The sequence below is a fragment of the uncultured Bradyrhizobium sp. genome (genome assembly GCF_936943645.1).
In the GTDB taxonomy this organism is placed as follows: domain Bacteria; phylum Pseudomonadota; class Alphaproteobacteria; order Rhizobiales; family Xanthobacteraceae; genus Bradyrhizobium.
The window spans coordinates 213,460-240,150 of sequence record NZ_CAKZJO010000052.1 but is presented as its reverse complement, the minus strand read 5'-3'; the positions used below and the strand labels follow the sequence as shown (position 1 = coordinate 240,150).

Here is a 26,691-nt window from a genome sequence, read left to right as displayed (position 1 = left end):
GCTTCCACCTTAGCCCTGGAGCGGCGTGTCGATGATCGCCAGCCGCTGCTCGTTCTGCTTGAAGTTGATGCTGGCGACGCCGAGCATGGAGCGGAGTTTTGCGTCCTCGACCTTCATCGGTCCGGGTGAAGGCGCGGCTCCGGGCGCCGGCTGCGGGAAGGCAGTGGAGCGCGCGGTGTGGAAGGTGACGTTGCCCTCGACCTTCTGCATCACCTGGTGGATGTGGCCGTTGAGCACGGTGACCGAACCAAAGCCCTTGACGTATTCGAGCGCGCGGCCGCCATCCTCGGTGCCCCAGCCCCATTCGGGATAGACGGTCCAGAGCGGGATGTGCGCGAACAGCACGATGGGCGTCGATTTCGACTTGCCGCGCAGATCGTCCTCGAGCCAGGCGAGCTGCTCGGCGCCGAGATTGCCGAGCCCGCCGGCCTTGAGGTCGACGACGTTGACGAGGCCGACGAAGTGCACGCCACCGGCGTCGAACGAATACCAGCCGTGGCCCTTGGTGCCGCGGCCATAGCGCTCGCGATAGAGTTTCACCTCCTCGTCGAGGAAGTCATGCTCACCCGGGACGTAGTGCACGTCGAGCTTGCTCTGCGAGATGATGCGCTCGGCATTGTCGAACTCGGCGGCTTTCGACAGATGCGTGATGTCGCCGGTGTGGATCATGAAGGAGGGCTTTGCCGGCATCGCGTTGATCTTGCCCACGGCCTCCTCCAGCGTGCCGAGCGCGTTGGGATTGGCCGGCTTGTCGAAGCCGACATGGCTGTCGCTGATCTGGAGGAAGGTCATGCCGGGCGCCGCGGCGGTTGCAGCCTGCGCGGAATCGATGATGCCGAGCGAGCGCGGCACGCCGCCCGTGACGGTCCAGAGCACCCCGGTGCCGGCCCAGGTCATGCATTCCAGCACATTGCGGCGGCTGACGCCGTCGCCTCCATGATCGTGTCCGCTCATCGCAACGTCTCCTCTTGCCCGGAAGTGGGCTTCGGGGAGGTGATCGGGGGAGGCGGGGTCTTATTCCCGGATGTGATGACGATTTCGTGAGGGGCGGCGTCGTGAGGTGGTTTCGTGTCCCGGACGCGGTGCAGCGTGCAACGCTGCTCCGCAGAGCCGGGACCCAGAAAGCCGCACGGCGCGCCGCGAGATGGGCCCCGGCTCAGCAGCGCATCACTTCGTGCTGCGCTGCGTCCGGGGCACGAGACTTACTCTGCGAACTCGCGCACGGCCTTCACGACAGCCGTGGGCACTTCCTGCGCCACGCAATGTCCGGCGTCCTGAAAGACCAGAGTGCTTACCTGTGGGATCAACGACACCGCGCGCGCTGCCATCGCCTTGTAGATCGGTCCCGACTTGGCGGCCGTCGTCACGCGCACCGGGCAGTCGAGCTCAGCGAGCAAGCCAAACGGATTGCCTCTGATATCGCCGACGTAAACCTGCTCCATCGCCTCGTAGATCGGGCGCAGGATAGTCGATTCGATCTCCGGCGTGCAGCAGAGCCGCACCCGGCCGTCGTCGAGCTTCGTGAAGCCGTGGCGTACATAGGCGCGTAACGAGGCCTTGGTCCAATCCGCAAACGCAGGTGCTGTGCGGTAACGCTCGAATACAGCCTCGGCACTCTCGAACTCGGCCCGTCGGCGCAACGTGCCTTGTACGCGGGCGATGGATTCATCGTTCAATACATCCGAGCGCGCCGCGCGCGGGTCCATGACGGTGGGCTCCATCACGAACAGACGCGTGAAACGCCTGGGCAAGAGCCTTGCCGCGAGCAGGAGATCGGTCGCACCCGCGCTATGGCCGATCCCGTAGACGTCGCGCAGCCCGAGCGCGTCGATCACCCGGCAGACGTCTTCGGCATAATCCAGGAAATGATATGCGTTCGGCTTGTGGCTGGCGCCATGACCGCGGCGGTCGAGCGCATAGACCGTGTAGGTCGATGCAAGCTCGCGCGCGACCTCGTCCCAGACGGCGGCGACGAAACCGGTGCCGTGCACGAGGAGGGCAGGCGGCTTGCCGCTCTCGCCCCACTGCAACATGGCGATCTCTGCGCCGGCGGGGCCGATGGAAAAGCGGTGCGGGGTGATCATGAAGACGCGATGCTACTTCGCATCCTCCAGAATCATCGTCGCGCCCTTCTCGGCGATCATCGCGGTCGGCGTGTTGGTGTTGCCGGAGGTGATGGTCGGCATGATCGAGGCATCGACGATGCGCAGGCCGTCGAGGCCGTAGAAGCGCAGGCGCTCGTCGACGACCGCCATGGGATCGCTGACTGCGCCCATCTTCGCCGTGCCGACGGGATGGAAGATGGTGGTGCCGATGTCGCCCGCGGCTCTGGCCAGCGAGGCATCGTCGTCGCCGACGGTGGGGCCGGGCAGATATTCGCTCGGGCGATATTTTGCCAGCGCCTTCTGCTGCATCAGGCGGCGCGTGGTGCGGATGGCGTCGGCGCCGACCTGGCGGTCGTCGTCGGTCGACAGGTAGTTTGGCGCGATGATCGGTTTCTCGTCGGGGCTCGCCGAACGCAGCCGCACGGTGCCGCGCGAGGTCGGCTGCAGATTGCAGGCGCTGACGGTGATGGCGGGGAAGCGGTGCAGCGGATCGCCGAACTTGTCGAGCGACAACGGCTGCACGTGGAACTGGATGTTGGCACGCGCGCGCGTCGTGTCCGAGCGCGTGAAGATGCCGAGTTGCGACGGCGCCATGGTCAGGGGGCCGCGACGGCGAAAGGCATAGTCGAGCCCCATCAGGCCGCGGCGGAACAGATTGTAATAGGTCTCGTTCAGCGTGCGCACGCCCTCGACCTTGTAGATCGCGCGCTGCTGCAGGTGGTCCTGCAGGTTGCGCCCCACACCGGGCTTGTCCATCACGATGTCGATGCCGAGCGGCGACAGCCAGTCGGCCGGGCCGATGCCGGAGCGATGCAGCACCTGCACCGAGCCGATCGAACCGGCCGAGAGGATCACCTCGCGCTTCGCGCGCGCCTCGACGATCTCGCCGTTCTGGATGAAGCGCACGCCGACCGCGCGGCCCTGCTCGATGATGAGACCGTCGACCAGCACGTGCTTCTCGAGCCGGAGGTTGGGACGATTCAATGCCGGCTTGAGGAAGCCGCGCGCCGAGGACCAGCGCCGGCCGCGCTTCTGGTTGACGTGGAAATAGCTCGTGCCTTCGTTGTCACCGGTATTGAAATCGGGGATGCGCTTGATGCCCATCTCCTCCGCGGCATCGCCGACGGCATCGAGAACGTCCCAGGACAGCCGCGGCGCTTCGATGCGCCAGCCGCCACCGGCGCCGTGATGCTCGCTGGCGCCCAGGAAGTGATCCTCCAGCCGCTTGAACAGCGGCAGCACGTCATCGTAACCCCAGCCGGTCATGCCGAGCTGGCGCCAATGATCGTAGTCGGCGGCCTGACCGCGCATCGAGATCATGGCGTTGATCGCCGAGCAGCCGCCGATCACCTTGCCGCGGGGATAGGAGAGCGCGCGGCCGTTCAGGCCCGGCTCGGACTCGGTCTTGAACATCCAGTCCGAGCGCGGATTGCCGATCGCGAAGAGGTAACCGACGGGGATGTGGAACCAGATCCAGTTGTCGTCGCCGCCGGCTTCAAGGACGAGCACGCGGTTCTTGGGCTCGGCCGAGAGCCGATTGGCAACGATGCAGCCGGCGGTGCCGGCCCCGACGACGATGTAGTCAAATTCACCTTCGAGCCGTCTTGGCATCCTGCTTCCACCCCAATGGACGTCAGGCCCGGGCTTGTCCCGGGCATCCACGCACTTTCTGCCCTAATAGTCAGACGTGGATGGCCAAGACAAGTTTGAGACAAGCCCGGCCATGCCGGGCGGGCAGGGCTAGACCACGATCCCGGGCAGTTGGGTGGACTGTGGCTTGCATGGTAGACAGTGCTGCATTTTCAACAAAGCTCGAGACCCTCCATGCCCATCGTGAACCGCGTCGCCGACCTCCAACCCGATATTCAGGCCTGGCGCCGGGACATCCATGAACATCCCGAGCTGCTCTATGACGTCCACCGCACTGCAGCATTCGTGGCCGATCGGCTGCGCGAGTTCGGCTGCGACGAGGTCGTGACCGGCATGGGCCAGACCGGCGTGGTCGGCGTGATCAAGGGCAGCAAGCCGGCCGGTGATGGGCTCAAGGTGATCGGCCTGCGCGCCGACATGGATGCGCTGCCGGTCGAGGAGCAGACCAACCTGCCTTATGCCTCCAAAACCCCGGGCAAGATGCACGCCTGCGGCCATGACGGCCATACCGCGATGCTGCTGGGGGCAGCCCGTTACCTCGCCGAGACCCGCAACTTCGCCGGCGATGCGATCGTGATCTTCCAGCCGGCCGAGGAAGGCGGCGCCGGCGGCGCGGCCATGGTCAAGGACGGCCTGATGGAGCGCTTCGGCATCGAGCAGGTCTACGGCATGCACAACGGCCCGGGGATCCCGATCGGCTCGTTCGCGATCCGGCCGGGCCCGATCATGGCAGCGACCGACGAGGTCGACATCAACATCGAAGGCCTCGGCGGCCATGCCGCGCGTCCGCACAAATGCATCGATTCCGTGCTGGTCGGCGCGCAGGTGATCACGGCGCTGCAGTCGATCGTCGCACGCAGTGTCGATCCCCTGGAATCGGCGGTGATCTCGATCTGCGAATTCCACGCCGGCAACGCCCGCAACGTGATTCCGCAGACGGCGACGCTGAAGGGCACGATCCGCACGCTCTCGCCCGAGGTGCGCAAGCTCGTCGAGAAGCGCGTGCACGAGGTGGTCGCCGGGGTGGCGCAGATCACCGGCGCCAAGATCGATCTGCACTACAAGCGCAACTATCCGGTCGTGAACAACCATGCCGCGGAGACCGAGGTGGCGCGCCGTATCGCCAAGCAGGTCGCCGGGGACGCCAATGTGCACGAGATGCCGCCGCTGATGGGCGGCGAGGATTTCGCCTACATGCTGGAAGCGCGCCCTGGCGCGTTCATCTTCTGCGGCAACGGCGACAGCGCCGGTCTGCATCACCCCGCCTACAATTTCAACGACGAGGCGATCGTGTTCGGCACGTCGTACTGGGTGAAGCTGGTCGAGGAATCGCTGGCGGCGTCTTAACTCTTCTTTTCACCTCGCCCCGCTTGCGGGGAGAGGTCGGAATGCGCGCGTAGCGCGGATTCCGGGTGAGGGGGACTCTCCGCGAGTCCATCTCCCATCGTGATTGCGGAAGCAGCCCCTCACCCCAACCCTCTCCCCGTAAGGACGGGGAGAGGGAGTGGAGCGGTCTTCAGAACACCCGCGAGAAGATCACGTAGAGCGTGGCCGACAGCATGATCGCGCAGGGCAGCGTCAGCACCCAGGCCATCAGCAGGTTACGGATCGTGGACCATTGCAGGCCCGAGCCATTCGCGGCCATCGTGCCGGCGACGCCGGACGACAGCACGTGGGTGGTGGAGACCGGCAGGCCGAATACGTCGGCCGCGCCGATCGTTGCGGCCGCCACGAGCTCGGCGGAGGCGCCCTGCGCGTAGGTGAGATGGCTCTTGCCGATCTTCTCGCCGACGGTGACGACGATGCGCTTCCAGCCGATCATGGTGCCGAGGCCGAGCGCGATGGCAACCGCGATCTTCACCCAGTTCGGAATGAACTTGGTGGCCGCGTCGAGCGAACCCTTGTAGGCGTTCAGGGTCGCGATCTCCTCCTTGTTGAGATCGTTCTCCTTGTCCTTCATCAGGAACCGGATCGCTTCCGAGGTCATGTACATGTCGTTGCGGGTGTTGCCGACGGCTTCCGCAGGGACCTTGTTCAAGGTGCCGTATTTGGCGACCTGATCGCCGACGTCCTTCACCAGCACGGCGAGCGAAGGATAGGTGCCCTCGTTGATCTGATGCAGCGCGATGTATTGCGTCACGGCGGGGCGGGGATCGCCGATGATGCTGTGGCCGGCGCCTTTGGCCGCGATCACCTTGGAGGCGGCATCCGAGGTCTTCTGGAACTGGACGACCTGGGATTCCGGCAGCGCGCGGTTGAGCGCGTAGGCGGTCGGCACGGTGCCGATCAGGATCAGCATGATCAGGCCCATGCCCTTCTGGCCGTCGTTGGAGCCGTGCGCGAAGCTGACGCCGGTGCAGGTCGCGATCAGCAGGCCGCGGATCCACAACGGCGGCGCCTTGTTGCCTTCGGGCGCGGCATAGAGCGCGGGGTTGCGCACGACGAATTTGAGCACGAGCAGCAGCACGGCGGCGCAGGCAAAGCCGACCAGCGGCGACAGCAGCAGCGCGTAGCCGATCTCGGTGGCCTTGCTCCAGTCCACGCCCGAGGTGCCGTCGCGGCCGCGCATGACGGCGTTGGCGATGCCGACGCCGATGATCGAGCCGATCAGCGTGTGCGAGGAGGAGGCGGGCAGACCAAAGAACCAGGTGCCGAGGTTCCACAGGATCGCGGCGATCAGCAGCGCGAACACCATGGCGAAGCCGGCGCTGGAGCCGACCTGGAGGATCAGCTCGACCGGCAGCAGCGAGACGATGCCGAAGGCGACCGCGCCGGAGGACAGCAGCACGCCGAGGAAGTTGAAGAAGCCCGACCACATCACCGCGACTTCAGCCGGCAGCGAATGTGTGTAGATCACGGTCGCGACCGCATTGGCGGTGTCGTGGAAGCCGTTGACGAATTCGAAGCCGAGCGCGATCAGCAGCGCGACGAGCAATAGGATGTAGGGCAGATAGGTCGTCACTTTCGTGCCGGTGGCATTGACGTCGACATAGATGCTGTAGGCGACGAACAGCAGGCCCGCGGCGAGGATCCCGAAGAACAGGATCATCGTCAGCGGATTGAAGCCCTTGTCGAGATTTGGCCGTGAGGCCGGCTGGACGGGCGCGGGATCGGCTACCGCGCGGTCGAATGCAACATCGGTCATGTCTGGACGCCCCTTCACTTGCAGTTGAAGGGCATTGTCTGCGATGGATTTGAAGGCCGGATGACAAGCGGCGGTTGAAGGCCGTTTTCCCACCACTGATCAGGCGGCGTGCGCGGCTTTCCTCTGCAGCCCGGCAGCGATCTTCAGATCTTCGACAAAGCGCCGATATTCCAGCGCCTTGGCTTCCGGATCGGGCAGCCGCAGTAGATAGGACGGATGCACCGTCACCAGCGCCTTGCGTCCGTCTTCGAGGTCGATGAGCCGGCCGCGGGTCTTGCCGATCGGAGTGATCTTGCCGAACACGCTTTGCGCAGCGGTGGCCCCCATTGCCACGATCAGATCGGGCTGGACCGCGGCGACTTCGCGCTCATACCATTGCCGGCACGCCCGGATCTCCGGCGTGTTCGGCTTCTGGTGCAGGCGGATCTTTCCGCGCGGCACGAATTTGAAGTGCTTCACGGCGTTGGTGACGTAGACCTTCTTGCGGTCGACACCGGCTTCCTCCAGCGCACGGTCCAGCATCTGGCCGGCCGGGCCGACGAAGGGATGGCCGGCGAGGTCTTCCTTGTCGCCGGGTTGCTCGCCGACCAGCATGATGTTGGCATTCCCGGGGCCCTCGCCGAACACGGTCTGGGTCGCGTCCTTGTAGAGCGGGCAGGCGCGGCAATGGGCGGCCTCCTCGCGGAGCGCGTCGAGATCGTTGGCGGCAGGCTTGCGGGTCATCGGGGCCTCCGGCCGCTTCTGAGGCTTGTGCGGATCGGTTGCAGCGTTGGCGATCATGGCGCCGGTCATGCGCTCGGCGTCCTCGATCAAGGGCTTAATGATCGAGGCCTCCGGCAGGTTCCTCCAGTATTTCTTCGGCATCTCGGCCTGCATCGCCTTCACCTTGAGCCGGGCCGGATTGAAGATGCTGGCGTAATAGCGCCGCCAGGTTTCCTCCAGCCGGTCTTCGCCTGGCGCTTCGCTCTTGCTGACGCCCGGCGTGAACGAGAGCGTGTGCCCGTCCCAATGCGCGCAGAGATCCGGCGTCAGGATCGACCAGGGCATGTCGGCGAAGCGCTTGGCGAAGAACGGCGCGGCGAGTTCGACGATGTGATGCTCCGGCTCGAACCAGGCGACGTAATGCGCCTCGCGTTCCCTGCCGATCTCGCGGAAGCGGACGAAGGCGTGCATCTTGTGCTCGTCGCGACGAACCGCTCTGGCCATCGCAGTGACTTGCGCGACATCGGCATCGGTCGCGACGTCGATGAGGTCGTGATTGTCCTTCAGGCGCCAGAGCAGGCGATAGAGGATCGCAAAGCGCTCGGGATCGCGATGCAGGATTGCGGCCTGGGCCAGTTCGACGAATTTGCCTGATACGCTGAAGGTGCCTTCGTTCACCTCGAGGATCGGAGATGGCGCTTGCGGTGCGAACAGCTCCGCATCGCGGCCTGGCACGGTCCAGGTGACATCGGCGGGCTGCACATGATGCAGCGCGAGACTGCGCGCCGCTTTGCGCCAGCCGTCGAAATCGGTTTCGGTGTCGAGGGTGATGTAGGGCATCAGAAGCCAAACCCCAATTGCGTTGCTTTGGGCTTGAAACGTTCGATCAGCCCGGCCGCATCGAGGCGATGCGGGGACGGGCGGTGATCGCTGAGGACGATGAACGGCAGCGCCTTGTGCCTGGGCACATGCAGCCGCGCCAAATCGGAGAGGCGGATCGTGGTGGTGCGACGCGTCGCGATGATGCGTTCGACCGCCTTGGTGCCGAAGCCGGGCACGCGCAGCAGCTCCTCGCGGCTGGCGCGGTTGACGTCGAGCGGAAAGCGGTCGCGGTGGCGCAGCGCCCAGGCGAGCTTCGGATCGATGTCGAGCGGCAGCATGGCGCTGTCGTCGACGATCTCCGTAACGTCGAAGCCGTAGAACCGCATCAGCCAGTCGGCCTGGTAGAGCCGGTGCTCGCGCAGCAGCGGCGGCTGCACCAGCGGCAAGGCCCGGCTGGCGTCGGGGATCGGGCTGAAGGCGGAGTAATAGACGCGCCGCAGCTTGTACGAGCCGTAGAGATTGGAACTGGTGTGGAGAATGGTGTGGTCGGAGGCGCTATCTGCGCCGACGATCATCTGCGTGCTCTGGCCGGCCGGCGCGAAACGTTGCGGCCTGGCCTTCGTCTTCGCTACGCGGTTCTCCTCGGCCTCGTCGAGCTTCAGCCGCAGCCGGCCCATGGTGCGACGGATGGCGCGGACGTCCTTCTCGGGTGCGAATTGCTGCAGGCTCGTCTCCTCGGGCATCTCGATGTTGATGGAGAGGCGGTCGGCATATTTGCCGGCCTCCGCGATCAGCGCGTCGTCGGCCTCGGGAATGGTCTTGAGGTGGATGTAGCCGCGGAAGTGATGCACCTCGCGCAAGCTTCGCGCGACGCTGACGACCTGCTCCATGGTGTAGTCGGGGCTGCGGATGATGCCGGAGGAGAGGAACAGGCCCTCGATGTAATTGCGCCGGTAGAAGTCGAGCGTCAGCTTGACCACCTCGTCGACGGTGAAGCGGGCGCGGGCTACGTTCGAGGAGGCGCGGTTGACGCAATAGAGGCAGTCGTAATTGCAGGCGTTGGTCAGCAGCACCTTGAGCAGCGAGATGCAGCGTCCGTCCGGCGCATAGGAATGGCAGATGCCCATGCCCGGCGCGGTCGAGCCCATGCCCTTGCGGTCGCTGGAATCCCGCTTCTCGGTGCCGCTGGAGGCGCACGAGGCGTCGTACTTGGCGGCATCCGCCAGAATTTCCAGCTTGCGTTGTACGTCCATCCCGGAATCCCTTTGATTCAGCTGACGAATCCGAATGAGCCGCAATTCGATTGACTCACCGGCCGGCGTTAGCTTTATATTAGAACATATCATGAACAAATGAGCCAGCCGTAGGTTCTTATTTCCAGGAATTTCGGCACTCACCCCTGAAGGAGCGGCGAGCATGAGCGGCGCACGCATGAGCGCGCTTGCGACCTTGCGCGGCCAGATCGAACGGATCGAGACGGCGGAGGTCGTGCATCAGCACGAGCGCATCGCGCTCGGCCATCGCGAGGTCGATGCCGTGCTGAAGGGCGGGCTCGCGCGCGCGGCGATCCACGAGGTGTTTTGCGAGGGGCGCCAGGGCACGGCTGCCACGGGGTTCGTCATGGGGCTGGCGGGACGCGTCTCGGCGCAGCGGCCGCTGCTGTGGGTGCGACAGGATTTTTCGGAACTGGAAACCGGCGCGCTGTCGATGAGCGGGCTCGCCGAACTCGGCCTCGATCCGCGCCGCGTGGTGCTGGTGCGCGCCGCCGATGTCGAGAGCGCGCTACGCAGCTCCGCCGATGCACTCGCCTGCGACGCGCTGGGCGCTGTCGTGCTCGAGCTCTGGGGCGATGTCAGGCAGTTCGATCTGGTGGCGAGCCGCAAGCTGACGCTGGCCGCGCAAGGTTCCGGCGTCACCGGCCTGATGCTGCGCATGGCCGCCCAGCCGCTGCCCTCGACCGCGGAGACGCGATGGATGCTGCGCGCGGCGCATTCGCCGCCGGGGCCGATGTGGAGCGCCTGGGGCGCGCCGCGCTTCGATGCCGAGCTGTTGCGCAATCGTCATGGCCAATGCGGCCGGTGGATCATGGAATGGAATTGTGATGAGTGCCAGTTCAGTGAACCGTCGACGTATTCTCAGCCTGTGGCTGCCGCGCCTGCCGATCGATCGGATTCAGCGGTTTTTCAACAGCGCCGGGCTGGGTAACGCCAATCATGAGCCGAGCATTGTCGTCATCAAGGACGTCAATGCGTTGGTGATCCATGCGCTGGACGAGGCCGCCGAGCGTCTCGGCCTGTATATCGGCCAGCCGCTGGCCAATGCGCGGGCGATGTGCCCGGATTTGCGTGTGTTCGACGCCGATGTCGTGGCCGATGCCAAGACGCTGAGCGACATCGCCGATTGGTGCGACCGCTTCACGCCGCTGGTGGCGCTCGATCCGCCGCACGGGCTGTTCCTCGACATCACCGGCTGCGCGCATCTGTTCGGCGGCGAGGCCGCGCTGTTGCGAACACTGGTCCAGGCGCTGGCCCGCCAGGGCTTTGCCGTGGGGGCGGCGATCGCCGGCACCTCGGTCTGCGCGCGCACGCTGACGCGGCAGACCTCCGGCAGCATCATTCCCGATGGCGGGGAGGCGGCGGCGATCGACCGGTTTCCGGTATCCGCGCTCGGCGCGGACGAGGCCGTCACCACCGGCCTGCGCCGCGCCGGCCTGAAGACCATCGGCGACGTCGCCGCGCGCAGGCCGAGCGAGATCACGGCGCGGTTCGGCGCGCGGTTCTCCACGTTGCTCGCCCATGCGCTGGGGCAGGGCGATGCGCCGATCAACCCGCGCAAGCCGCTGCCCGATTACATCGTCGAGAAGCGCTTCGCCGAGCCGATCGCGACCGACACCATGATCGCGATGACGCTGTCGCGGCTCGCCGACACGTTGATCGCGTCCATGGAGAAACAGGGCAAGGGCGCGCGGCGGCTGGAGGCCGCCTTCTTCCGTACCGACGGCGCGGTGCGTGCGATCATGGTCGAGACGGGGCGTCCCGTGACGCGCAGCGCGGTGATCGACCGCCTGTTCCGCGAGCGGCTCGATGCGCTCGCCGATCCCCTCGATCCCGGCTTCGGCTTCGACATGGTGCGCCTGTCGGCGAGCCGCACCGAGATCGTGGTGCAGGAGCAGCGCGATCTCGATGCCCATGTCCACGACAATGACGAGCTCGCCGCGCTGATCGACCGCATCGCCGCGCGCATCGGCGGCAAGCGCGTGATCGTGCACCTGCCCGAGGATACCCATATCCCCGAGCAGGCGGTGCTGGCCGCGCCCGCGCAGCATCATCTCGCCGCCGCCATGCAGGCCGAATGGCCCGCGCGTGCCGAGAACGAGCCGCCGCTGCGCCCCTTGCGGCTATTCGACAAGCCGGAGCCGGTCACCGTGCCGTTCGCGACGGTGCCCGACGGTCCGCCGCATCAATTCACCTGGCGGCGCGCAAAACATGCGGTGGTGCGGGTGGAAGGACCCGAGCGCATCGCCATGGAATGGTGGCGGCAGGACGGCAAGCAGCTGACGCGGGATTATTTCCGCATCGAGGATGCCGAGGGCCTGCGCTTCTGGATCTTTCGCGACGGTCTCTACGAGGGCGAGGTGTTCGACGCCGACGGCAAGCCCGCGCCGCCCAACTGGTATGTGCACGGTCTCTTCGCATGATGGCTCCCGCTTACGCCGAGATCGGCATCACCACCAATTTCTCCTTCCTGCGCGGCGGCTCGGATCCGCGCGCCTATGTGCATCAGGCGAGCAAGCTCGGCATTCCCGCGATCGGTATTGCCGATCACAACACGCTCGCCGGCGTGGTGCGGGCCTGGAACGAGCTCGACAATGACAAGGTGCTGCACAAGCCGAAACTCTTGATCGGCGCGCGCATCGTCTTCGTCGACGGCACGCCCGACATTCTTGTTTATCCGCGCGACCGCGCCGCTTATGGCCGACTGTGCCAGCTCCTGACCCGGGGCAAGCGTGGGAACGACATCACGCGGATCGAGAAGGGCGAATGTCGTCTCGCCTTTGCCGATCTTCTCGCATTCTCGGAAGGCCAGCTTCTGATCCTGACGCTGCCGCATCGTTTCGATCCCGTGCAGGCGCTCGATATCCTTGCCAGGCTCAGGACCAGCGGCGCCGAGGGGGTATGGCTGGCGGCGAGCCTGATCTATCGTGGCGACGACCGCCGCCGCCTGGCACAGCTGGATGATCTCGCCGCCAAGGCAAAAGTGCCGCTGCTTGCGACCAACGAGGTGCTCTATCATGATGCCGGCCGCCGGCCGCTTCAGGACGTGCTGACCTGCATCCGCGAGAAGACCACGATCGAGGCTGTGGGGCGGACGCTGGAAGCCAATGCCGAGCGGTTCTTGAAGACACCACGCGAGATGGCGCGGCTGTTCCGCGACTTCCCCGCGGCCATCGCGGAAACCATGCGGTTTGCCGATCGCATCGACTTCACGCTCGATCAGCTCAAATACCAGTATCCTGACGAGCCGGTGCCGCCGGGCAAGACCGCGCAGGGACATCTGGAGGACCTGACCTGGGCGGGCGTCGACAAATATTTCGGCGGCGAGATCGACGACAAGCTGCGCGCGACGCTCAACAAGGAGCTCGCGCTGATCGCCGAGCTGAAATACGCGCATTACTTCCTCACCGTGCACGACATCGTGCACTACGCGCGCAGCCAGAACATTCTGTGCCAGGGCCGCGGATCGGCGGCGAATTCGGCCGTGTGCTACGTGCTCGGCATCACCTCGGTCGACCCGACCAAGGTGGACCTACTGTTCGAGCGATTCATCTCCAAGGAGCGGCTGGAGCCGCCCGACATCGACGTCGATTTCGAGCATTCGCGGCGCGAGGAGGTGATGCAATATGTCTATCGCCGCTACGGCCGCCACCGTGCCGCGATCATCGCCACCGTCATCCACTACCGTCCGCGCAGCGCCATCCGCGACGTCGGCAAGGCGCTGGGCCTGACCGAGGACGTCACCGCCGCGCTCGCCGACACCGTCTGGGGCAGCTGGGGCAAGGGCCTCAATGACATGCAGGTCCGGCAGGCCGGGCTCGATCCCAGCAATCCCATGATCAATCTCGCGGTCGAGCTTGCGACCGAGCTGATCGAATTCCCGCGCCATCTGTCCCAGCATGTCGGCGGCTATGTGCTGACCCAGGACCGGCTCGACACCTATGTCCCCATCGGCAATGCCGCGATGGACGATCGCACCTTCATCGAATGGGACAAGGACGACGTCGATGCGCTTCATATGATGAAGGTCGACGTGCTCGCCCTGGGCATGCTGACCTGCATCAGGAAATGTTTTGACTTGATCGACCAGCACAAGGGCAAGCGCTACGTGCTGGCGGATATCAAGGGGGAGGATGACGACGAAGTTTATCAAATGCTGCAACGAGGCGAGTCGCTCGGCGTGTTCCAGGTCGAGAGCCGCGCCCAGATGAACATGCTGCCGCGCCTGAAGCCGCGGACCTTCTACGATCTCGTCATCGAGGTCGCGATCGTGCGTCCGGGGCCGATCCAGGGCGACATGGTGCATCCTTACTTGAGGCGGCGAAACGGTCTGGAGAAGGTGACCTATCCCTCGCCATCCCCAGAGCATGGTCCTGCGGACGAGCTCTACAAGGTGCTGCACAAGACCAAGGGCGTGCCCCTGTTTCAGGAGCAGGCGATGCGCATCGCGATCGAGGCGGCGAAATTCACCTCCGAGGAAGCCAATGGCCTGCGCCGCTCGATGGCGACCTTCCGCAATGTCGGCACCATCGGCCAGTACGAGGAGAAGCTGATCGGCAACATGGTGGCGCGCGGCTACGATGCCAATTTCGCCAGAAGCTGTTTTGACCAGATCAAGGGCTTCGGCTCCTACGGCTTTCCGGAGAGCCATGCCGCGAGCTTCGCGCAACTCGTCTATATCTCGTCATGGCTGAAGCATCACCACCCCGACGCGTTCTGCTGCGGCCTGTTGAACTCGCAGCCGATGGGCTTTTACGCCCCGGCACAGATCGTCGGCGATGCCCGCAAGAATGGCGTCGAGGTGCGTGACATCGACGTGTCCCACAGCTTTGCGCAGAACACGCTGGAGAACACCGGCAAAAGATATTGCGCCGTGCGCCTCGGCTTCCGCCAGATCGACGGTTTCCACTGGCTCGATGAAGATGAGGAGAGGCTGAAAAGGAGCCAGGCGTTGCGCAAGCGAAGCGTGGATGAACAGGAGTCAGGGACGCACGAACGGATGGGTTCCCTCCCCCCTTGTGGGGGAGGGGTAGGGAGAGGGGTGAGCCGCACGGACGGTGGTCGTGGCTTACCCCTCTCTCCAACTCTCCCCCACAAGGGGGGAGAGAGCCCTACCACTTCCCGTGCGGCCTTAAGTGAGGTGGAGCAAGACTGGGCCGACCGCATCGTCGCCGCCCGCAACCGCCGTGCCTTCACCTCGCTCGAAGACTTCGCCCGTGACACCGGCCTGCCCAAGCCCGCGCTGATCCTGCTGGCGGATGCCGACGCGTTCCGCTCGCTCGGGCTCGACCGCCGCGAGGCGCTGTGGCAGGTGCGGCGATTGCCCGACGACGTGCCGCTGCCGCTGTTCGAGGCGGCGACCGCGCGCGAGCAGCCGGACGAGCACGCAAAGCCGCTGCCCGAGATGCCGCTCCCCGAGCAGGTTGTCGCGGACTACCAGACCATCCGGCTCTCGCTGAAGGGCCATCCGATGGAGTTTCTGCGCGAGATGTTTTCGCGCGAGCGCATCGTCGCCTGCAGGGAGATCAACCACGAGAACGAGCGGCGCCGCGTCCGCTGCGCCGGCGTGGTGCTGGTGCGGCAGCGGCCGGGCAGCGCCAGCGGCGTCGTCTTCATGACACTGGAGGACGAGACCGGCATCGCCAATGTCGTGGTGTGGCCCAAGGTCATGGAGCAGTATCGCAAGGAGGTGATGGGCGCGCGCCTCATCGAGGTCCAGGGCTATATCCAGAGCAGCCCCGAGAAGGTGACGCATCTGATCGCCCAGCGCATGATCGACCGCTCGCACGATCTGGTCAGCCTTGCCAACGACGCGCTGAGCCGCAAGCATCCGGTGCCGGCAGGCGCCACATTGGTCGAGCCGCTCAACGAAGACCCCCGCTCGCTCGCGGACATGCCCGCGCAAAAAATCCGCCACCCCCGCAACGTCCGCATCCTGCCGCCGTCGCGGGACTTTCATTGAGACCTGTTCAACGGGCGAAAATCTCTCACCGTCACCCTGAGGTGGCCGCTTCTTTAGCGGCCCTCGAAGGGCGACGGCCCGGCTGCATCGGGGCCGTGCATCTTTCGAGGCTCAGCCTGCGATGCCTCGCATCGCAAGCTTCGCACCTCAGGATGACGGGTGGGTTACGAACGTTGTCGCACCTCAAAAATTCACCCGGTTCGAGATCGCGCCGTCCACGACGAGATTGGACCCCGTCGTGAACCCCGAGACCGGGCTCGCCAGAAACACCGCGGCATTGGCGATGTCCTGCGGCGTTGCCATGCGTCCGGTCGGATTGCGCCTCATCGCGTCGTTGTAGCGGTCGGGCATGTTCTTCTCGATCATCTCCCAGACGCCGCCCTTGAAATAGACGGTGCCGGGCGAGACAACGTTCACGCGGATCTTCTTCCTGGCGTATTGCCGCGCCAGTCCCTTGGCCATGTGGATCAGCGCGGCCTTGATCGGGCCGTAGGAGCTTGCGGTGTCGGCCTGCGCCGCCGAGATCGACGAGATGATGACGAAGGCGGCATCGCCGCTTCCAGCGCCGCTCACTTCGAGAAATGGCCGCGCGGCATCGAACGCGTGCACGGCGCCGAGAACGTCGAGCTGGAAATTCTGCTGCCAGGATGCGGGATCGTGACCCTGCGCCATCGCGCCGGCATTGGAGAACAGCAGGTCGACGCCGCCAAGCTCCTTTGCGGCACCCTCGATCCAGGACTTCAGCGCCGCGCCGTCGGTGACGTCGACTGCGCCGCCGGTCGCCTTGATGCCGCTCGCCCTCAATTCAGCGACGGTGGTTGCGACCTGATCGGCATTGCGCGCGCACACCGCGACATTGGCGCCTTCGCCGGCGAGCGTTGCCGCGATCGCCCGCCCGATGCCGCGCGTGCCGCCGAGCACGATGGCGTTCTTTCCTTTGAGACCGAGATCCATTGTTGGCTTTCCTTTTTGTTGGTGCGGAGATTGTAGCTGTTTCGGGTGAGACACAGTAGTCTCCACGCCGTCATTGCGAGCGCAGCGAAGCAATCCAGAAATTCATCCGCGGAGGGATGCTGGATTGCTTCGTCGCAAAGGCTCCTCGCAATGACGTGGAGAGAGACTGGCATCACTCCGGCGCCGCCCCCACCGGCGGGCCGCCGGGCGGGCGGTGCAGGAAGGTCAGCGAGGCATAGGCGCCGGCCCAGGAGCCGATCGCGGCGAAGGCGACGTAGAAGGCGTTTTCGGTGTAGCTGATCACGGCGTAGGAGGAGAGCAGGTACCAGATCGCACTCCAGTTTGCCGCCGGCACGCGTCTTCGCGCGATGACGGCCGAGGTGAACATGACGTAGACGGCGTCGGTCGCGGCCGTTGCGACGAACACGGCACCGGCGATGAGGGGATCGATGGTGGCCATTGCATTCCTTTCTGCGATCATGACATGGTCGAGAAAAGTACAGCAAACGACGAGGGAGAGAAGCGGTCATGCAAAGCCCCGCCGATATTCTCAGCGATGTCTGGACCTCAGCCGGCGGCGATACGGCCGCGCTCGAACGCGTGCGGCTGACCGGCGAGGAGCCGCAGCTTCCGTCCTCGTTCCGTGTGGCCGTCGCCGGACAGACGACCATTGCCGCCGCGGGCCTTGCCGCTGCCGAGATCTGGCGGCTGCGCAGCGGGCAGGTACAAGACGTCTCCGTCGACATGCGCCACGCCGTCGCCGAGTGCCGCTCCGAACGCTATTTGCGCCTCGACGACAAGCCTCCGCCGCCGGCATGGGATGCGATTGCCGGCGTCTACAGGACCGGCGATGGCCGCTTTGTTCGCTGCCACACCAATTTCCCACACCATCGCGACGCCGTCTGCAGCGTTCTGGCCTGCGAACCCGAGCGCGAGAAGGTGCAGGCGGCGCTGATGCAATGGCGAGGTGAAGATTTCGAGACTGCGGCTTATGCCGCGGGCGGCGTGGTCGCGCTGATGCGCTCTTACGACGAATGGTCCGCGCTGCCGCAGGCGCACGCGCTCGCGCAATTGCCGCTGATCTCGATCGAGAAGATCGGCGAGGCCGCGCCGAAGCCGTGGCCGCAAGGAAACTCGAAGGACGATCGTCCGCTCGCAGGTCTTCGCGTGCTCGATCTCTCCCGCGTCATTGCCGGCCCCGTCGCCGGCCGTACGCTTGCCGCGCACGGAGCGGATGTGCTGCTGGTGTCGGGTCCGGAGCTGCCCGCCATTCCCTGGCTCACCATCGACACCGGCCGCGGCAAGCTCACCACCTTCATCGAGCTGAAGAGCGAGACGGGCAGGGCTCAATTGCGCGAACTGTTGAAAGACGCCGACATCTTCTCGCAAGGCTATCGCCCGCGTGCGCTCGCGGCGCTCGGCTTTTCGCCGCAGGATGCAGCGAGCCTCAATCCCGGCATCGTCTACGTCACGCTGTCCGCGTATGGCCATGCCGGCCCCTGGGCCGAGCGGCGCGGCTTCGATTCCCTCGTGCAGACCACGACGGGATTCAATCACGCCGAGGGGCGCGCTGCCGGCCTCGATGGTCCCAAGGAATTGCCGGCGCAGATGCTCGACCATGCCACCGGCTATCTGATGGCGTTCGGCGCGATGATGGCCAAGCTGCGCCAGGCTCGCGAAGGCGGCAGCTGGCACGTGCGCGTGTCACTGGCGCAGACCGGGCGCTGGTTGTGGAATCTCGGCCGGCTCGACGATGGACTGAACACCCCGGATCTTACGGGCGAGGCTGTACATGCTGCGTTCATCGAGAGCATGTCATCTGGCTTCGGCATGTTGAAGGCAGTTCGTCATTCGGCGATGCTGTCGACAACGCCGGCACATTGGTCGCGTCGGGCGATGCCACTCGGCAGTCATCCGGCACAGTGGCCGGCGCGAAGCTGACGTGAAGCTGACACGTCGCAAAAATTTAACGCAAACCGAAAGGCGTCCAGCGTTTTTTAGGTTGTTTGAAATCCCAATTCGGCACTATTAGCGCAACCGATAAGGCAGGGACCTGCCGAGATCGTCGCAGACACGACCGGGCTCCATGGTAGTTGAAAATACCAAGCGATTGCAGGTGTTTACAAAACAACGGGTGATCACGTCCGTAGTTCTACTAGTTCTTGCCGGCGCCGGTGCCTATGGCTTCCTCTCTTTGGGACCCAAGGAAAAGAAGCACTCCGAGATTTCCAGCCAATCGCGCAGGAATGCGCAGAACTTCACGCCGACAGCGTCCGAATGGGCGACGCTGACGATCGAGCCGGTCAAGGCCAGGGCCTTCCGCGCCGAATATGTCACCGAAGGCAAGGTCGCCGTCGACGAGGATCGTTCGACGCCGGTGTTCTCGCCCTATGCCGGCCGCGTCACCAAGCTGCTGGCCAAGCCGGGTGAGATGCTGAAGCAAGGTCAACCGCTGTTCACAATCGAGGCCGCCGACACCGTGCAGGCCCAGAACGACTTCATCGCGGCGATGACCTCGCAAAACAAGGCGAGGTCGGCGCTCGAGCTCTCCGACATCCAGTTCAAGCGTGCCAAGGACCTCTACGAGGGCCACGCCATTCCGCTGAAGGACTACCAGCAGGCGGAAGCGACCCAGGTGCAGGCGCGCAACGACATGCGCTCCTCCGGGACCGCGCTGGAAGCCGCGCGCAACAAGCTGCGCATTCTCGGCTTCACCGACGAGACCATCAAGACGTTCCAGGACAAGGGCGCCATCAATCCGGAAGTCACGATCTATTCGCCGATCGCCGGCACGGTCGTACAGCGCAAGATCGGTCCCGGCCAGTACGTCAATTCCGGCGCCAGCGATCCGGTGTTCGTGATCGGCGACCTCTCCACCGTCTGGCTCACCGCCTTCGTGCGCGAGAGCGACGCGGCCGCGGTGTGCATCGGTCAGGACATCACCGTCAACGTGATGGCGCTGCCGGGCCGCCCCCTGACGGCCAAGATCAACTACGTCGCCGCCGCGATCGATCCCACCACCCGCCGCCTGCTGGTCCGCGCCACCATCGACAACAAGGACGGCCTGCTCAAGCCGGAAATGTTCGCCAACGTCACGATCTACTCGGCCGGCGACCGCGCCGCGCCGGCCGTGCCGAAGCAGGCCCTGATCTATGAGGCCGACAAGGTCCGCATCTGGGTCGCGCGCGACGACAAGTCGGTCGAACTGCGCGAGATCAAGATCGGCCTCGTCAACGGCAACCTCGTCGAGGTCACCAGCAATCTCCGACCCGGCGAGCAGATCGTGGTCAAGGGCAGCCTGTTCATCGACCGCGCGGCGTCCGGTAGCTGATCGACGACCCAATAAACTCAAGACAAACCGAAGCTTGAATGGATCGTCTCGTCGCCCTTGCCGTCAACCGGCGCTTTCTGATGGTTGGAATGTTCGTCGCCGTGCTGATCGGCGGCGTGATCGCATTCAACCAGCTCAACATCGAAGCCTATCCCGATCCGACCCCGCCCATGGTCGACATCGTGACGCAGTCGCCGGGTCTGTCGGCGGAGGAGATCGAGCGCTACATCACGATCCCGATCGAGACCCAGGTCGCGGGCCTGAAGAACATCACGACCATCCGCACCATCTCGCTCTACGGTCTGTCCGACGTCAAAATCCAGTTCTCCTTCGCCTACACCTATGACGAGGCGTTGCAGCAGGTGTTGAACCGCCTGGCGCAGCTCGCGCCGCTGCCCGGCAACGTGCAGCCGCAGATCTCGCCGCTCAGTCCGATCGGCGAGATCTTCCGCTACCGTCTGGTCGGTCCGCCGAACTACAGCGTGCTCGATCTCAAGACCATCCAGGACTGGATCCTGCAACGCCGCTTCCGTGCCGTGCCCGGCGTGATCGACGTCACCGGCTGGGGTGGCAAGAGCAAGACCTATGAGATCCAGGTCGATTTCAACAAGCTCGTTGCCAACGGCCTGACGCTGCCGCAACTGCTGCAGGCGGTCGGCAATGCGAACGTCAATGTCGGCGGCAACACCGTCAATATCGGCCAGCAATCGGCCGTGGTCCGCGGCGTCGGCCTGATCCGTTCCATCGACGATGTCGCCAACACCATGGTCTCGCAGACGGGCGGAAATCCGGTGCTGGTCAAGGACGTCGCCACCGTCACCGTCGGGCAGAAGCCGCGCCTCGGCATTGCCGGCCTCGACGAGGCCGACGACATCGTGCAGGGCATCGTCCTGATGCGACGCGGTGAGCAGAGTTCGCCGACCATCAAGCGGGTCCACCACCTCGTCCAGGTCATCAACAATTCCAGCATCCTGCCGCCCGGCGTGCGCATCGAGCGCATCTACGACCGCGGCGATCTGATCGCGCTCACCACTCACACCGTGCTGCACAACATGGTGGTCGGCATCCTGCTGATCGTGCTGCTGCAGTGGATCTTCCTCGGCGACCTCCGCAGCGCGCTGATCGTCGGCGCCACGATTCCGTTTGCGCTGTTCTTCGCCGTCATCATTCTCGTGCTGCGCGGGGAATCGGCCAATCTGCTGTCGGTCGGTGCGATCGATTTCGGCCTGATCGTCGATGCCACCGTCATCATGGTGGAGGCGATCTTCCGTCGCCTGACGCAGACGACGCCGATGTCTGAATCCGAGCACATGTCCAACGAGACGCTGTTCGGCATGAAGAGCCACGCCATCCTCAGCGCGGCCGCCGACGTCTCGCGCTCGATCTTCTTTGCCGCGGCGATCATCATCGCGGCCTTCCTGCCGCTGTTCACGCTGTCCGGCGTCGAGGGCAACATCTTCGGGCCGATGGCCCGCACCTATGCCTATGCGCTCGCCGGCGGACTGCTTGCGACGTTCACGGTCACGCCTGCATTGTCCGCGATCATCCTGCCCGCGCATGTCGAGGAAACCGAGACCAGGGTCATGCGGATCCTGCATCGCCTGTACTCGCCGCTGCTGCAATGGGCGGTCGCCCATCGCGCCATCGTGCTCGGCGGCGCGGTCGGGCTCGTGCTGATGACGGTGGCGCTCGCCCGGCTGCTCGGCCTCGAATTCCTGCCGAAGCTGGAGGAGGGCAATCTCTGGATTCGCGCCACGCTGCCGCCGACCATCTCGCTTCAGGAAGGCAACAGCTACGTCAACGAGATGCGCAAGCTGATCCGCGCCCGGCCAGAGGTCGAGTCCGTCGTGTCGCAGCACGGCCGTCCTGACGACGGCACCGACGCCGCCGGCTTCTTCAACGCCGAGTTCTTCGCGCCGCTGAAGCCGATCAGCCAGTGGCCCGGCACCCGTGACAAGGAAGAGCTCACCGCGCAGCTGCTCAAGCAGCTCGACGGCCGCTTCCCCGGCGTCGAGTTCAACTTCTCGCAATATCTCCAGGACAACGTCTCCGAGGCCGTCTCCGGCGTGAAGGGCGAGAACTCGATCAAGCTGTTCGGCAGCGACCTTCAGGCGCTCACCGACACCGCCAACAAGATCAAGCAGGTGCTGTCGACCGTGCAGGGCGTCACCGACCTTGCCGTGTTCACCTCGCTCGGGCAGCCGACCGTCCAGATCGACATCAATCGCGCCAAGGCCGCGCGCTATGGCCTCTCGCCGGGCGACATCAACGCCACAATCAAGGTCGCGATCGGCGGTGACACGGCCGGCGATCTCTACGAGCCCGGTTCCGACCGTCACTTCCCGATCATCGTTCGCCTCGCGCCGGAATACCGCCGCAGTGCCGAGGCGATCCAGAATTTGCGCATCGGCGCACCCGGGCCGAACGGGACCGTCACCCAGATTCCCCTCAGCGAGGTCGCCACGATCAGCCTGGTCTCGGGCGCTGCCTACATCTATCGCGAGCAGCAGGAACGCTATCTGCCGATCAAGTTCTCGGTGCGCGAGCGCGACCTCGGCAGTGCGATCCGCGAGGCCCAGGACAAGATCGCCGAGCAGGTGCAACTGCCGCCGGGCTCGCACATGGAATGGGTCGGCGAATTCGGCAATCTCCAGGACGCGATCCGCCGCCTGTCGATCGTGGTGCCGATCTCGCTGGCGCTGATCGGCGTGCTGCTCTGGTTCAATTTCGGCTCGATGGCTGACACGCTGCTGGCGATGAGCGTGATCCCGATGGCGATCTTCGGCGGCGTGCTGGGCCTCCTGATCTCCGGCACCGCGTTCAGCGTCTCCGCGGCGATCGGCTTCATTGCGCTGTTCGGCATCGCCGTGATGGACGGCATCATCATCCTGTCGCAGTTCAACCAGCTCATCGAAGAAGGCATGGATCGCATGAGCGCGGTGGTGCGCACCGGCGAGCTGCAGCTCCGGCCGGTGCTGATGACCTGCGTCGTCGCCGGCGTCGGCCTGCTGCCGGCGGCGCTGTCGGAGGGCATCGGCTCGCAGGTGCAGAAGCCGCTCGCCGTCGTCGTCGTGACCGGCATGATGCTGGCGCCGGTCGTGATCCTCGTGACCTTGCCGGTCCTGATCTCGTTCTTCTCGCGCCGCGCGCGCTGACGTCAGAAGCCGTAAAGTCGCGCCGGGTTGTCGACCAGGATCTTCTTGCGCACGGCGGCATCGGGTGCCCACACCGGCAACTGGTTGAGCAGACGCCCGTCGTCGATCTGATAGAGTGGCGCGATGTCGGTGGCCTTGCGTCCTTCGACGCGACTGGAATCCGGATGCGGCCAGTCGGTGCCCCAGACGATGCGGTCCGCATTTGCCGCGATCAGCGCCTGTGCGTAAGGCACCATGTCCTGAAAATCGGGCGCGAGTTTCGAGGAGCAATAGGCACCCGAGATCTTCACATAGGCCTTGCCGGACTTCACCAGCGCGACGAGATCGGAAAAGCCCGGCTGCTCGAGGCCGCGCTCGGCTTCGAGGCCGCCGAAATGGTCGAACGCGACCGGCACCGGCGCGGCCTCGACGAGATCCTTGATCGCCGAGATCATGCCGAGCGTGGTGTAGAGCTGCACGTGCCAGCCGCGCGCCTTCATGCGCTCGACAGCGGCCGTGAAGCGCGGCCGGCCGACATTGGGATCGTTGACGCCCCCGGTCGCGAGATTGAGGCGGATGCCGCGGAAGCCTTCCTGCTGCATCGTGTCGAGCTGCGCTTCGGTGGTCTTGTCGTCGATCACGGCGACGCCGCACGCGGTCGCGCCGCGTGCCTTCATGCCGAACAGGGTGGAGGAGTTGTCGGTGCCGTAGACGCTCGGGGTGACGATCACCACGCGCTCGATATGCAGCGCCTTGTGCAGCGCCGCCATTTCCTCCGGGCTCGCCGGCTCCGGCGTATAGACGCGTCCTGCGAAGAACGGAAACTTTTCGGGATCGCCATGGATATGGGTGTGGCAGTCGCAGGCATGCGGCGGAACGTCGAAATTGATCGGTGTCGCGGGCTGCGCCGCGCGCGCGTGGGCTCTGTTGGTCATGGCTACTCCGGCGGCGAGGGAGGCGAGCAGAACACTGCGTCGATCGAGCACGGTTTCTCTCCCCGATTTTTTTTGGTCGCACGGGACGGTATCACATCGGCCCGACAGCCGCCGCCGCGCTTCGCTGCATGGCTGCTCGACAAACACCGCAAGCGGAGCTCGATGTATTGAAACTACTGCCCCGATGGCGTGCGCAGGCCGTGCCAGGCATCGCGGACCTGGTGGTAGTGAACCTCGGGCAGGTAATCCGGCGTGTTCAGGTTCAGCGTCTTGACGTCGAGATGGCCGATGGCGCTGAGCAGCGTGTAGGAGGCAATCACGCGATCGCGTTGCGCACCGATCAGGCGGGCCTTGGCCTGGATCAAATCGGCCTGCGAGTTCAAGACGTCGACTGTCGTGCGTTGCCCGCCGGCGGCCTCGCGCTGCACGCCCTGCAGCGCGACGGTCGCCGCCTTCACCTCTGACTCCGAGGCCGAGACCGCGACCTTGGCGCCTTCATTGGCAACCCAGGCGCTGACCGCCGCAGTGCGCGCCTGGTTGCGTATCTGGTCGAGCACGAGGCGGCTCTGCGCCGTGATCTCCTTGGCCTGCCGGGTCTGCGCGGCGGCCTGGCCGCCGTCATAGATCGGCGCGGTGACGCTGGCGACGATGGAAGCCTGGTCCTCGGCGAAGGTGCCGAGCGTCGGGTCGTTGTTGCGGCTCTTGCTGGCGCTGCCCTGGATGGTGGCGCTCGGCAGCAACGCGCCTTCGGCGATGCGGATGTTGGTGGAGGCGACGTCGACGTCGAAGCCGGCGGCCATCACCGCCGGGTGCTGGCGGATCGCCATCGTCATGGCGTCTTCGCGGCTCTTCGGCAGGTAGCGGTCGACGACGTCGGCGGGCCGCAGCTGCGACGGCGAATTGCCGATCACTTGCGCATAGGTCGCCTGGCTGACGGCGAGAGCGACTTCGGCGGCGTTGAGGTCGGAAAGGCCGCGGTTGAGGCGCGCCTCGGCCTGCGCGCTGTCGGTCGGCGTGACGTCGCCGGCGTTGAGGCGGCGCTGGGTGACCGAAAGCGTTTCGCGCAGGAAGGCGACGTTGGAACGCTGCGCTTCGACCAGCGACTGGTTGGCGAGCACGTTGGTGTAGGCAGTGACCGCGTCGAGCAGCACGCCCTGGCCGACATTGCGCAACGCCTCGCGGCCCGACTGCACCTGAAGTTCCGCGGCCCGTACGTTGTTCGCGGTGCGGAAGCCGTTGAACAGGGTCTGCGTCACGGTGACGCCGATGATCCAGGGCTTGAGGTTGCCGGTCTGGATCGTGTTGTCGGGCAAGAGATTGCGAACCGTTTGCAGCCCGGCGCTGAGGCTCGCCACGATCTGCGGCCGGTAGCCGGCGAGGGCCGCCGGCACGTTCTCGTCCGTGGCGCGTTGCCGCGCACGTTCGGCATTGAGCTGTGGATTGGTCTGATAGGCCTTGGCGAGCGCGTCCGGCAGGGCTTCGGCCCGGGCGGCGGAGGGCAGGGCGCAACAGAGCGCCAGCGTGGTCCATGTCGCAAGCACGGGACCCACGCCCGATCGGCGTCGCGTCATCACGCGACCAGCTCTGGCGGTACGCCCAATCATGTAATCCCGCTTAACCCCGGCTGTCCGCCCCCGCCGACGGGGCCTCTTAACTGTTTAACCAGCCGAGGTCCCGCAGGCAAACTGCCGCGGGGGAAACCCCCATGAAATCCGTGCTTGTTGCAGCTTCGTCACAGGGATCGTGCGGGAACGCGGCCGAGCCTTACACAAGCCTGACCGTCCGCCGAATTTACCGGTTCTTGTTCACCGGCTTGCGCTTCTCGATGAACGCCGCCATGCCCTCGGAGCGGTCCTCCAAAGCGAAGGTGGCGTGGAACAGGTTGCGCTCGACACTCATGCCCTCGGCAAGCGTGGTCTCGAAGGCGCGGTTCACGGCTTCCTTCGCCATCGCGACCGCGGGGCGCGACATCGACGCGATCTTCTCGGCTGCCGCCATCACTTCGTCCATCAGCTTGTCGGCGGGCACGATGCGGCTGACGAGGCCGGAACGCTCGGCTTCCGCCGCATCCATCATGCGGCCGGTGAGGCAGAGGTCCATCGCCTTGGACTTGCCGATCGCACGCGTCAGGCGCTGGGTACCGCCAATGCCGGGAATGGTGCCGAGCGTGATCTCGGGCTGGCCGAACTTGGCAGTGTCGGCGGCGATGATGAAATCGCACATCATGGCGAGCTCGCAGCCGCCGCCGAGCGCGTAACCCGCAACTGCCGCGATCGTCGGCTTGCGGCAACGCGCGATCCGGTCGCCGCCGATCGCGGCAAAATCCTCGGAGAACATGTCGATGAAGCCCTTCGGCTGCATCTCCTTGATGTCGGCGCCGGCGGCAAAGGCCTTCTCGCTGCCCGTCACGACGATGCAGCCGATGGCGTCATCGGCCTCGAGATCCTCGACGGCCGCAGCGATCTCGCGGAAGACGCCGAAGGAGAGCGCGTTGAGCATCTTCGGCCGGTTCAGCTTGATGATACCGACCGCGCCTTTGCTTTCGACGATGATGTGTTCGAACGTGCTCATGCTTCACCCACGCTTTTGATTGAGCGGGCAATGTGCCCGCTGGCGCGGATGCCTTCAAGAGGGGCCGGGAACGCAGGACGCGCCGGCCGCGCGTCCTGGTCCAACC

Annotated in this window: 18 protein-coding genes; 7 read left to right on the top strand and 11 right to left on the bottom strand. The window is 65.3% G+C overall.

Going from position 1 to position 26,691, the window contains the following annotated elements:
- Positions 1-9: 9 nt before the first annotated feature.
- The 3 genes from Q0743_RS11920 to Q0743_RS11910 form a co-directional block, all read right to left on the bottom strand.
- A complete protein-coding gene (locus Q0743_RS11920; RefSeq protein ID WP_298241712.1) occupies positions 10-954 on the bottom strand; it encodes a metallophosphoesterase in 945 nt (314 codons plus the stop codon).
- 248 nt (positions 955-1,202) lie between these two features.
- Positions 1,203-2,084 carry an alpha/beta hydrolase gene (locus Q0743_RS11915; protein ID WP_298241711.1) on the bottom strand — a complete coding sequence of 294 codons (882 nt, stop codon included), beginning with the start codon at positions 2,082-2,084 and terminating at the stop codon, positions 1,203-1,205.
- Between the two features lie 12 nt (positions 2,085-2,096).
- Positions 2,097-3,716, bottom strand: coding sequence for a GMC family oxidoreductase (locus Q0743_RS11910; RefSeq protein ID WP_298241710.1), 1,620 nt, complete (start codon positions 3,714-3,716; stop codon positions 2,097-2,099).
- A 213-nt stretch (positions 3,717-3,929) separates the two neighbouring features.
- Here Q0743_RS11910 and Q0743_RS11905 point away from each other — a divergent pair, with 213 nt between their 5' ends.
- On the top strand, positions 3,930-5,102 hold the full coding sequence (locus Q0743_RS11905) for a M20 aminoacylase family protein (protein WP_298241709.1): 1,173 nt from the start codon (positions 3,930-3,932) through the stop codon (positions 5,100-5,102).
- 169 nt (positions 5,103-5,271) lie between these two features.
- Here Q0743_RS11905 and Q0743_RS11900 read toward each other — a convergent pair whose 3' ends face one another.
- The 3 genes from Q0743_RS11900 to Q0743_RS11890 all read right to left on the bottom strand — a co-directional run bounded on the left by Q0743_RS11900 (position 5,272) and on the right by Q0743_RS11890 (position 9,677).
- Complete coding sequence (locus Q0743_RS11900) at positions 5,272-6,900, bottom strand: inorganic phosphate transporter (RefSeq protein WP_298241708.1); 1,629 nt, start codon at positions 6,898-6,900, stop codon at positions 5,272-5,274.
- A gap of 99 nt (positions 6,901-6,999) precedes the next feature.
- Positions 7,000-8,442, bottom strand: coding sequence for a UdgX family uracil-DNA binding protein (locus Q0743_RS11895; RefSeq protein WP_298241707.1), 1,443 nt, complete (start codon positions 8,440-8,442; stop codon positions 7,000-7,002).
- Positions 8,442-9,677: a putative DNA modification/repair radical SAM protein gene (locus Q0743_RS11890; protein ID WP_298241706.1), complete on the bottom strand. Its 1,236-nt coding sequence runs from the start codon at positions 9,675-9,677 to the stop codon at positions 8,442-8,444. The genes Q0743_RS11895 and Q0743_RS11890 overlap by 1 nt, the downstream gene beginning before the upstream one ends.
- Positions 9,678-9,840: 163 nt before the next feature.
- Here Q0743_RS11890 and Q0743_RS11885 point away from each other — a divergent pair, with 163 nt between their 5' ends.
- The 3 genes from Q0743_RS11885 to Q0743_RS11875 are packed head-to-tail and all read left to right on the top strand — an operon-like array spanning position 9,841 to position 15,660.
- Positions 9,841-10,629, top strand: coding sequence for a DNA repair protein (locus Q0743_RS11885; RefSeq protein ID WP_298241705.1), 789 nt, complete (start codon positions 9,841-9,843; stop codon positions 10,627-10,629).
- Complete coding sequence (locus Q0743_RS11880; RefSeq protein WP_298241704.1) at positions 10,526-12,121, top strand: DNA polymerase Y family protein; 1,596 nt, start codon at positions 10,526-10,528, stop codon at positions 12,119-12,121. Before Q0743_RS11885 ends, Q0743_RS11880 begins: the two co-directional genes overlap by 104 nt.
- Positions 12,118-15,660 (top strand): error-prone DNA polymerase, encoded by a 3,543-nt coding sequence (locus tag Q0743_RS11875; protein ID WP_298241703.1) that lies wholly within the window; start codon positions 12,118-12,120, stop codon positions 15,658-15,660. Before Q0743_RS11880 ends, Q0743_RS11875 begins: the two co-directional genes overlap by 4 nt.
- Before the next feature lie 183 nt (positions 15,661-15,843).
- On the opposite strand, the gene Q0743_RS11870 is transcribed toward Q0743_RS11875, so the two are convergent.
- A complete protein-coding gene (locus Q0743_RS11870; RefSeq protein ID WP_298241702.1) occupies positions 15,844-16,614 on the bottom strand; it encodes an SDR family oxidoreductase in 771 nt (256 codons plus the stop codon).
- A 172-nt stretch (positions 16,615-16,786) separates the two neighbouring features.
- Complete coding sequence (locus Q0743_RS11865; RefSeq protein WP_298241701.1) at positions 16,787-17,074, bottom strand: hypothetical protein; 288 nt, start codon at positions 17,072-17,074, stop codon at positions 16,787-16,789.
- Positions 17,075-17,142: 68 nt separating this feature from the next.
- Between Q0743_RS11865 and Q0743_RS11860 the strand changes: the two genes are divergently transcribed.
- From Q0743_RS11860 to Q0743_RS11850, 3 genes are all read left to right on the top strand, one after another.
- Complete coding sequence (locus Q0743_RS11860) at positions 17,143-18,555, top strand: CoA transferase (protein ID WP_298241700.1); 1,413 nt, start codon at positions 17,143-17,145, stop codon at positions 18,553-18,555.
- A 145-nt stretch (positions 18,556-18,700) separates the two neighbouring features.
- A complete protein-coding gene (locus Q0743_RS11855) occupies positions 18,701-19,945 on the top strand; it encodes an efflux RND transporter periplasmic adaptor subunit (protein WP_298241699.1) in 1,245 nt (414 codons plus the stop codon).
- 38 nt (positions 19,946-19,983) lie between these two features.
- Positions 19,984-23,100 (top strand): CusA/CzcA family heavy metal efflux RND transporter, encoded by a 3,117-nt coding sequence (locus tag Q0743_RS11850; protein ID WP_298241698.1) that lies wholly within the window; start codon positions 19,984-19,986, stop codon positions 23,098-23,100.
- A 2-nt stretch (positions 23,101-23,102) separates the two neighbouring features.
- Here Q0743_RS11850 and Q0743_RS11845 read toward each other — a convergent pair whose 3' ends face one another.
- The 3 genes from Q0743_RS11845 to Q0743_RS11835 all read right to left on the bottom strand — a co-directional run bounded on the left by Q0743_RS11845 (position 23,103) and on the right by Q0743_RS11835 (position 26,585).
- Entirely contained in the window at positions 23,103-24,065 is a 963-nt protein-coding gene (locus Q0743_RS11845) for an amidohydrolase family protein (RefSeq protein WP_298241697.1), read from the bottom strand.
- A 122-nt stretch (positions 24,066-24,187) separates the two neighbouring features.
- Positions 24,188-25,585, bottom strand: a complete 1,398-nt coding sequence (locus tag Q0743_RS11840) for a TolC family outer membrane protein (protein WP_298241696.1) — start codon at positions 25,583-25,585, stop codon at positions 24,188-24,190.
- Positions 25,586-25,805: 220 nt separating this feature from the next.
- A complete protein-coding gene (locus tag Q0743_RS11835) occupies positions 25,806-26,585 on the bottom strand; it encodes an enoyl-CoA hydratase (protein ID WP_298241695.1) in 780 nt (259 codons plus the stop codon).
- Between the last annotated feature and the right edge of the window lie 106 nt (positions 26,586-26,691).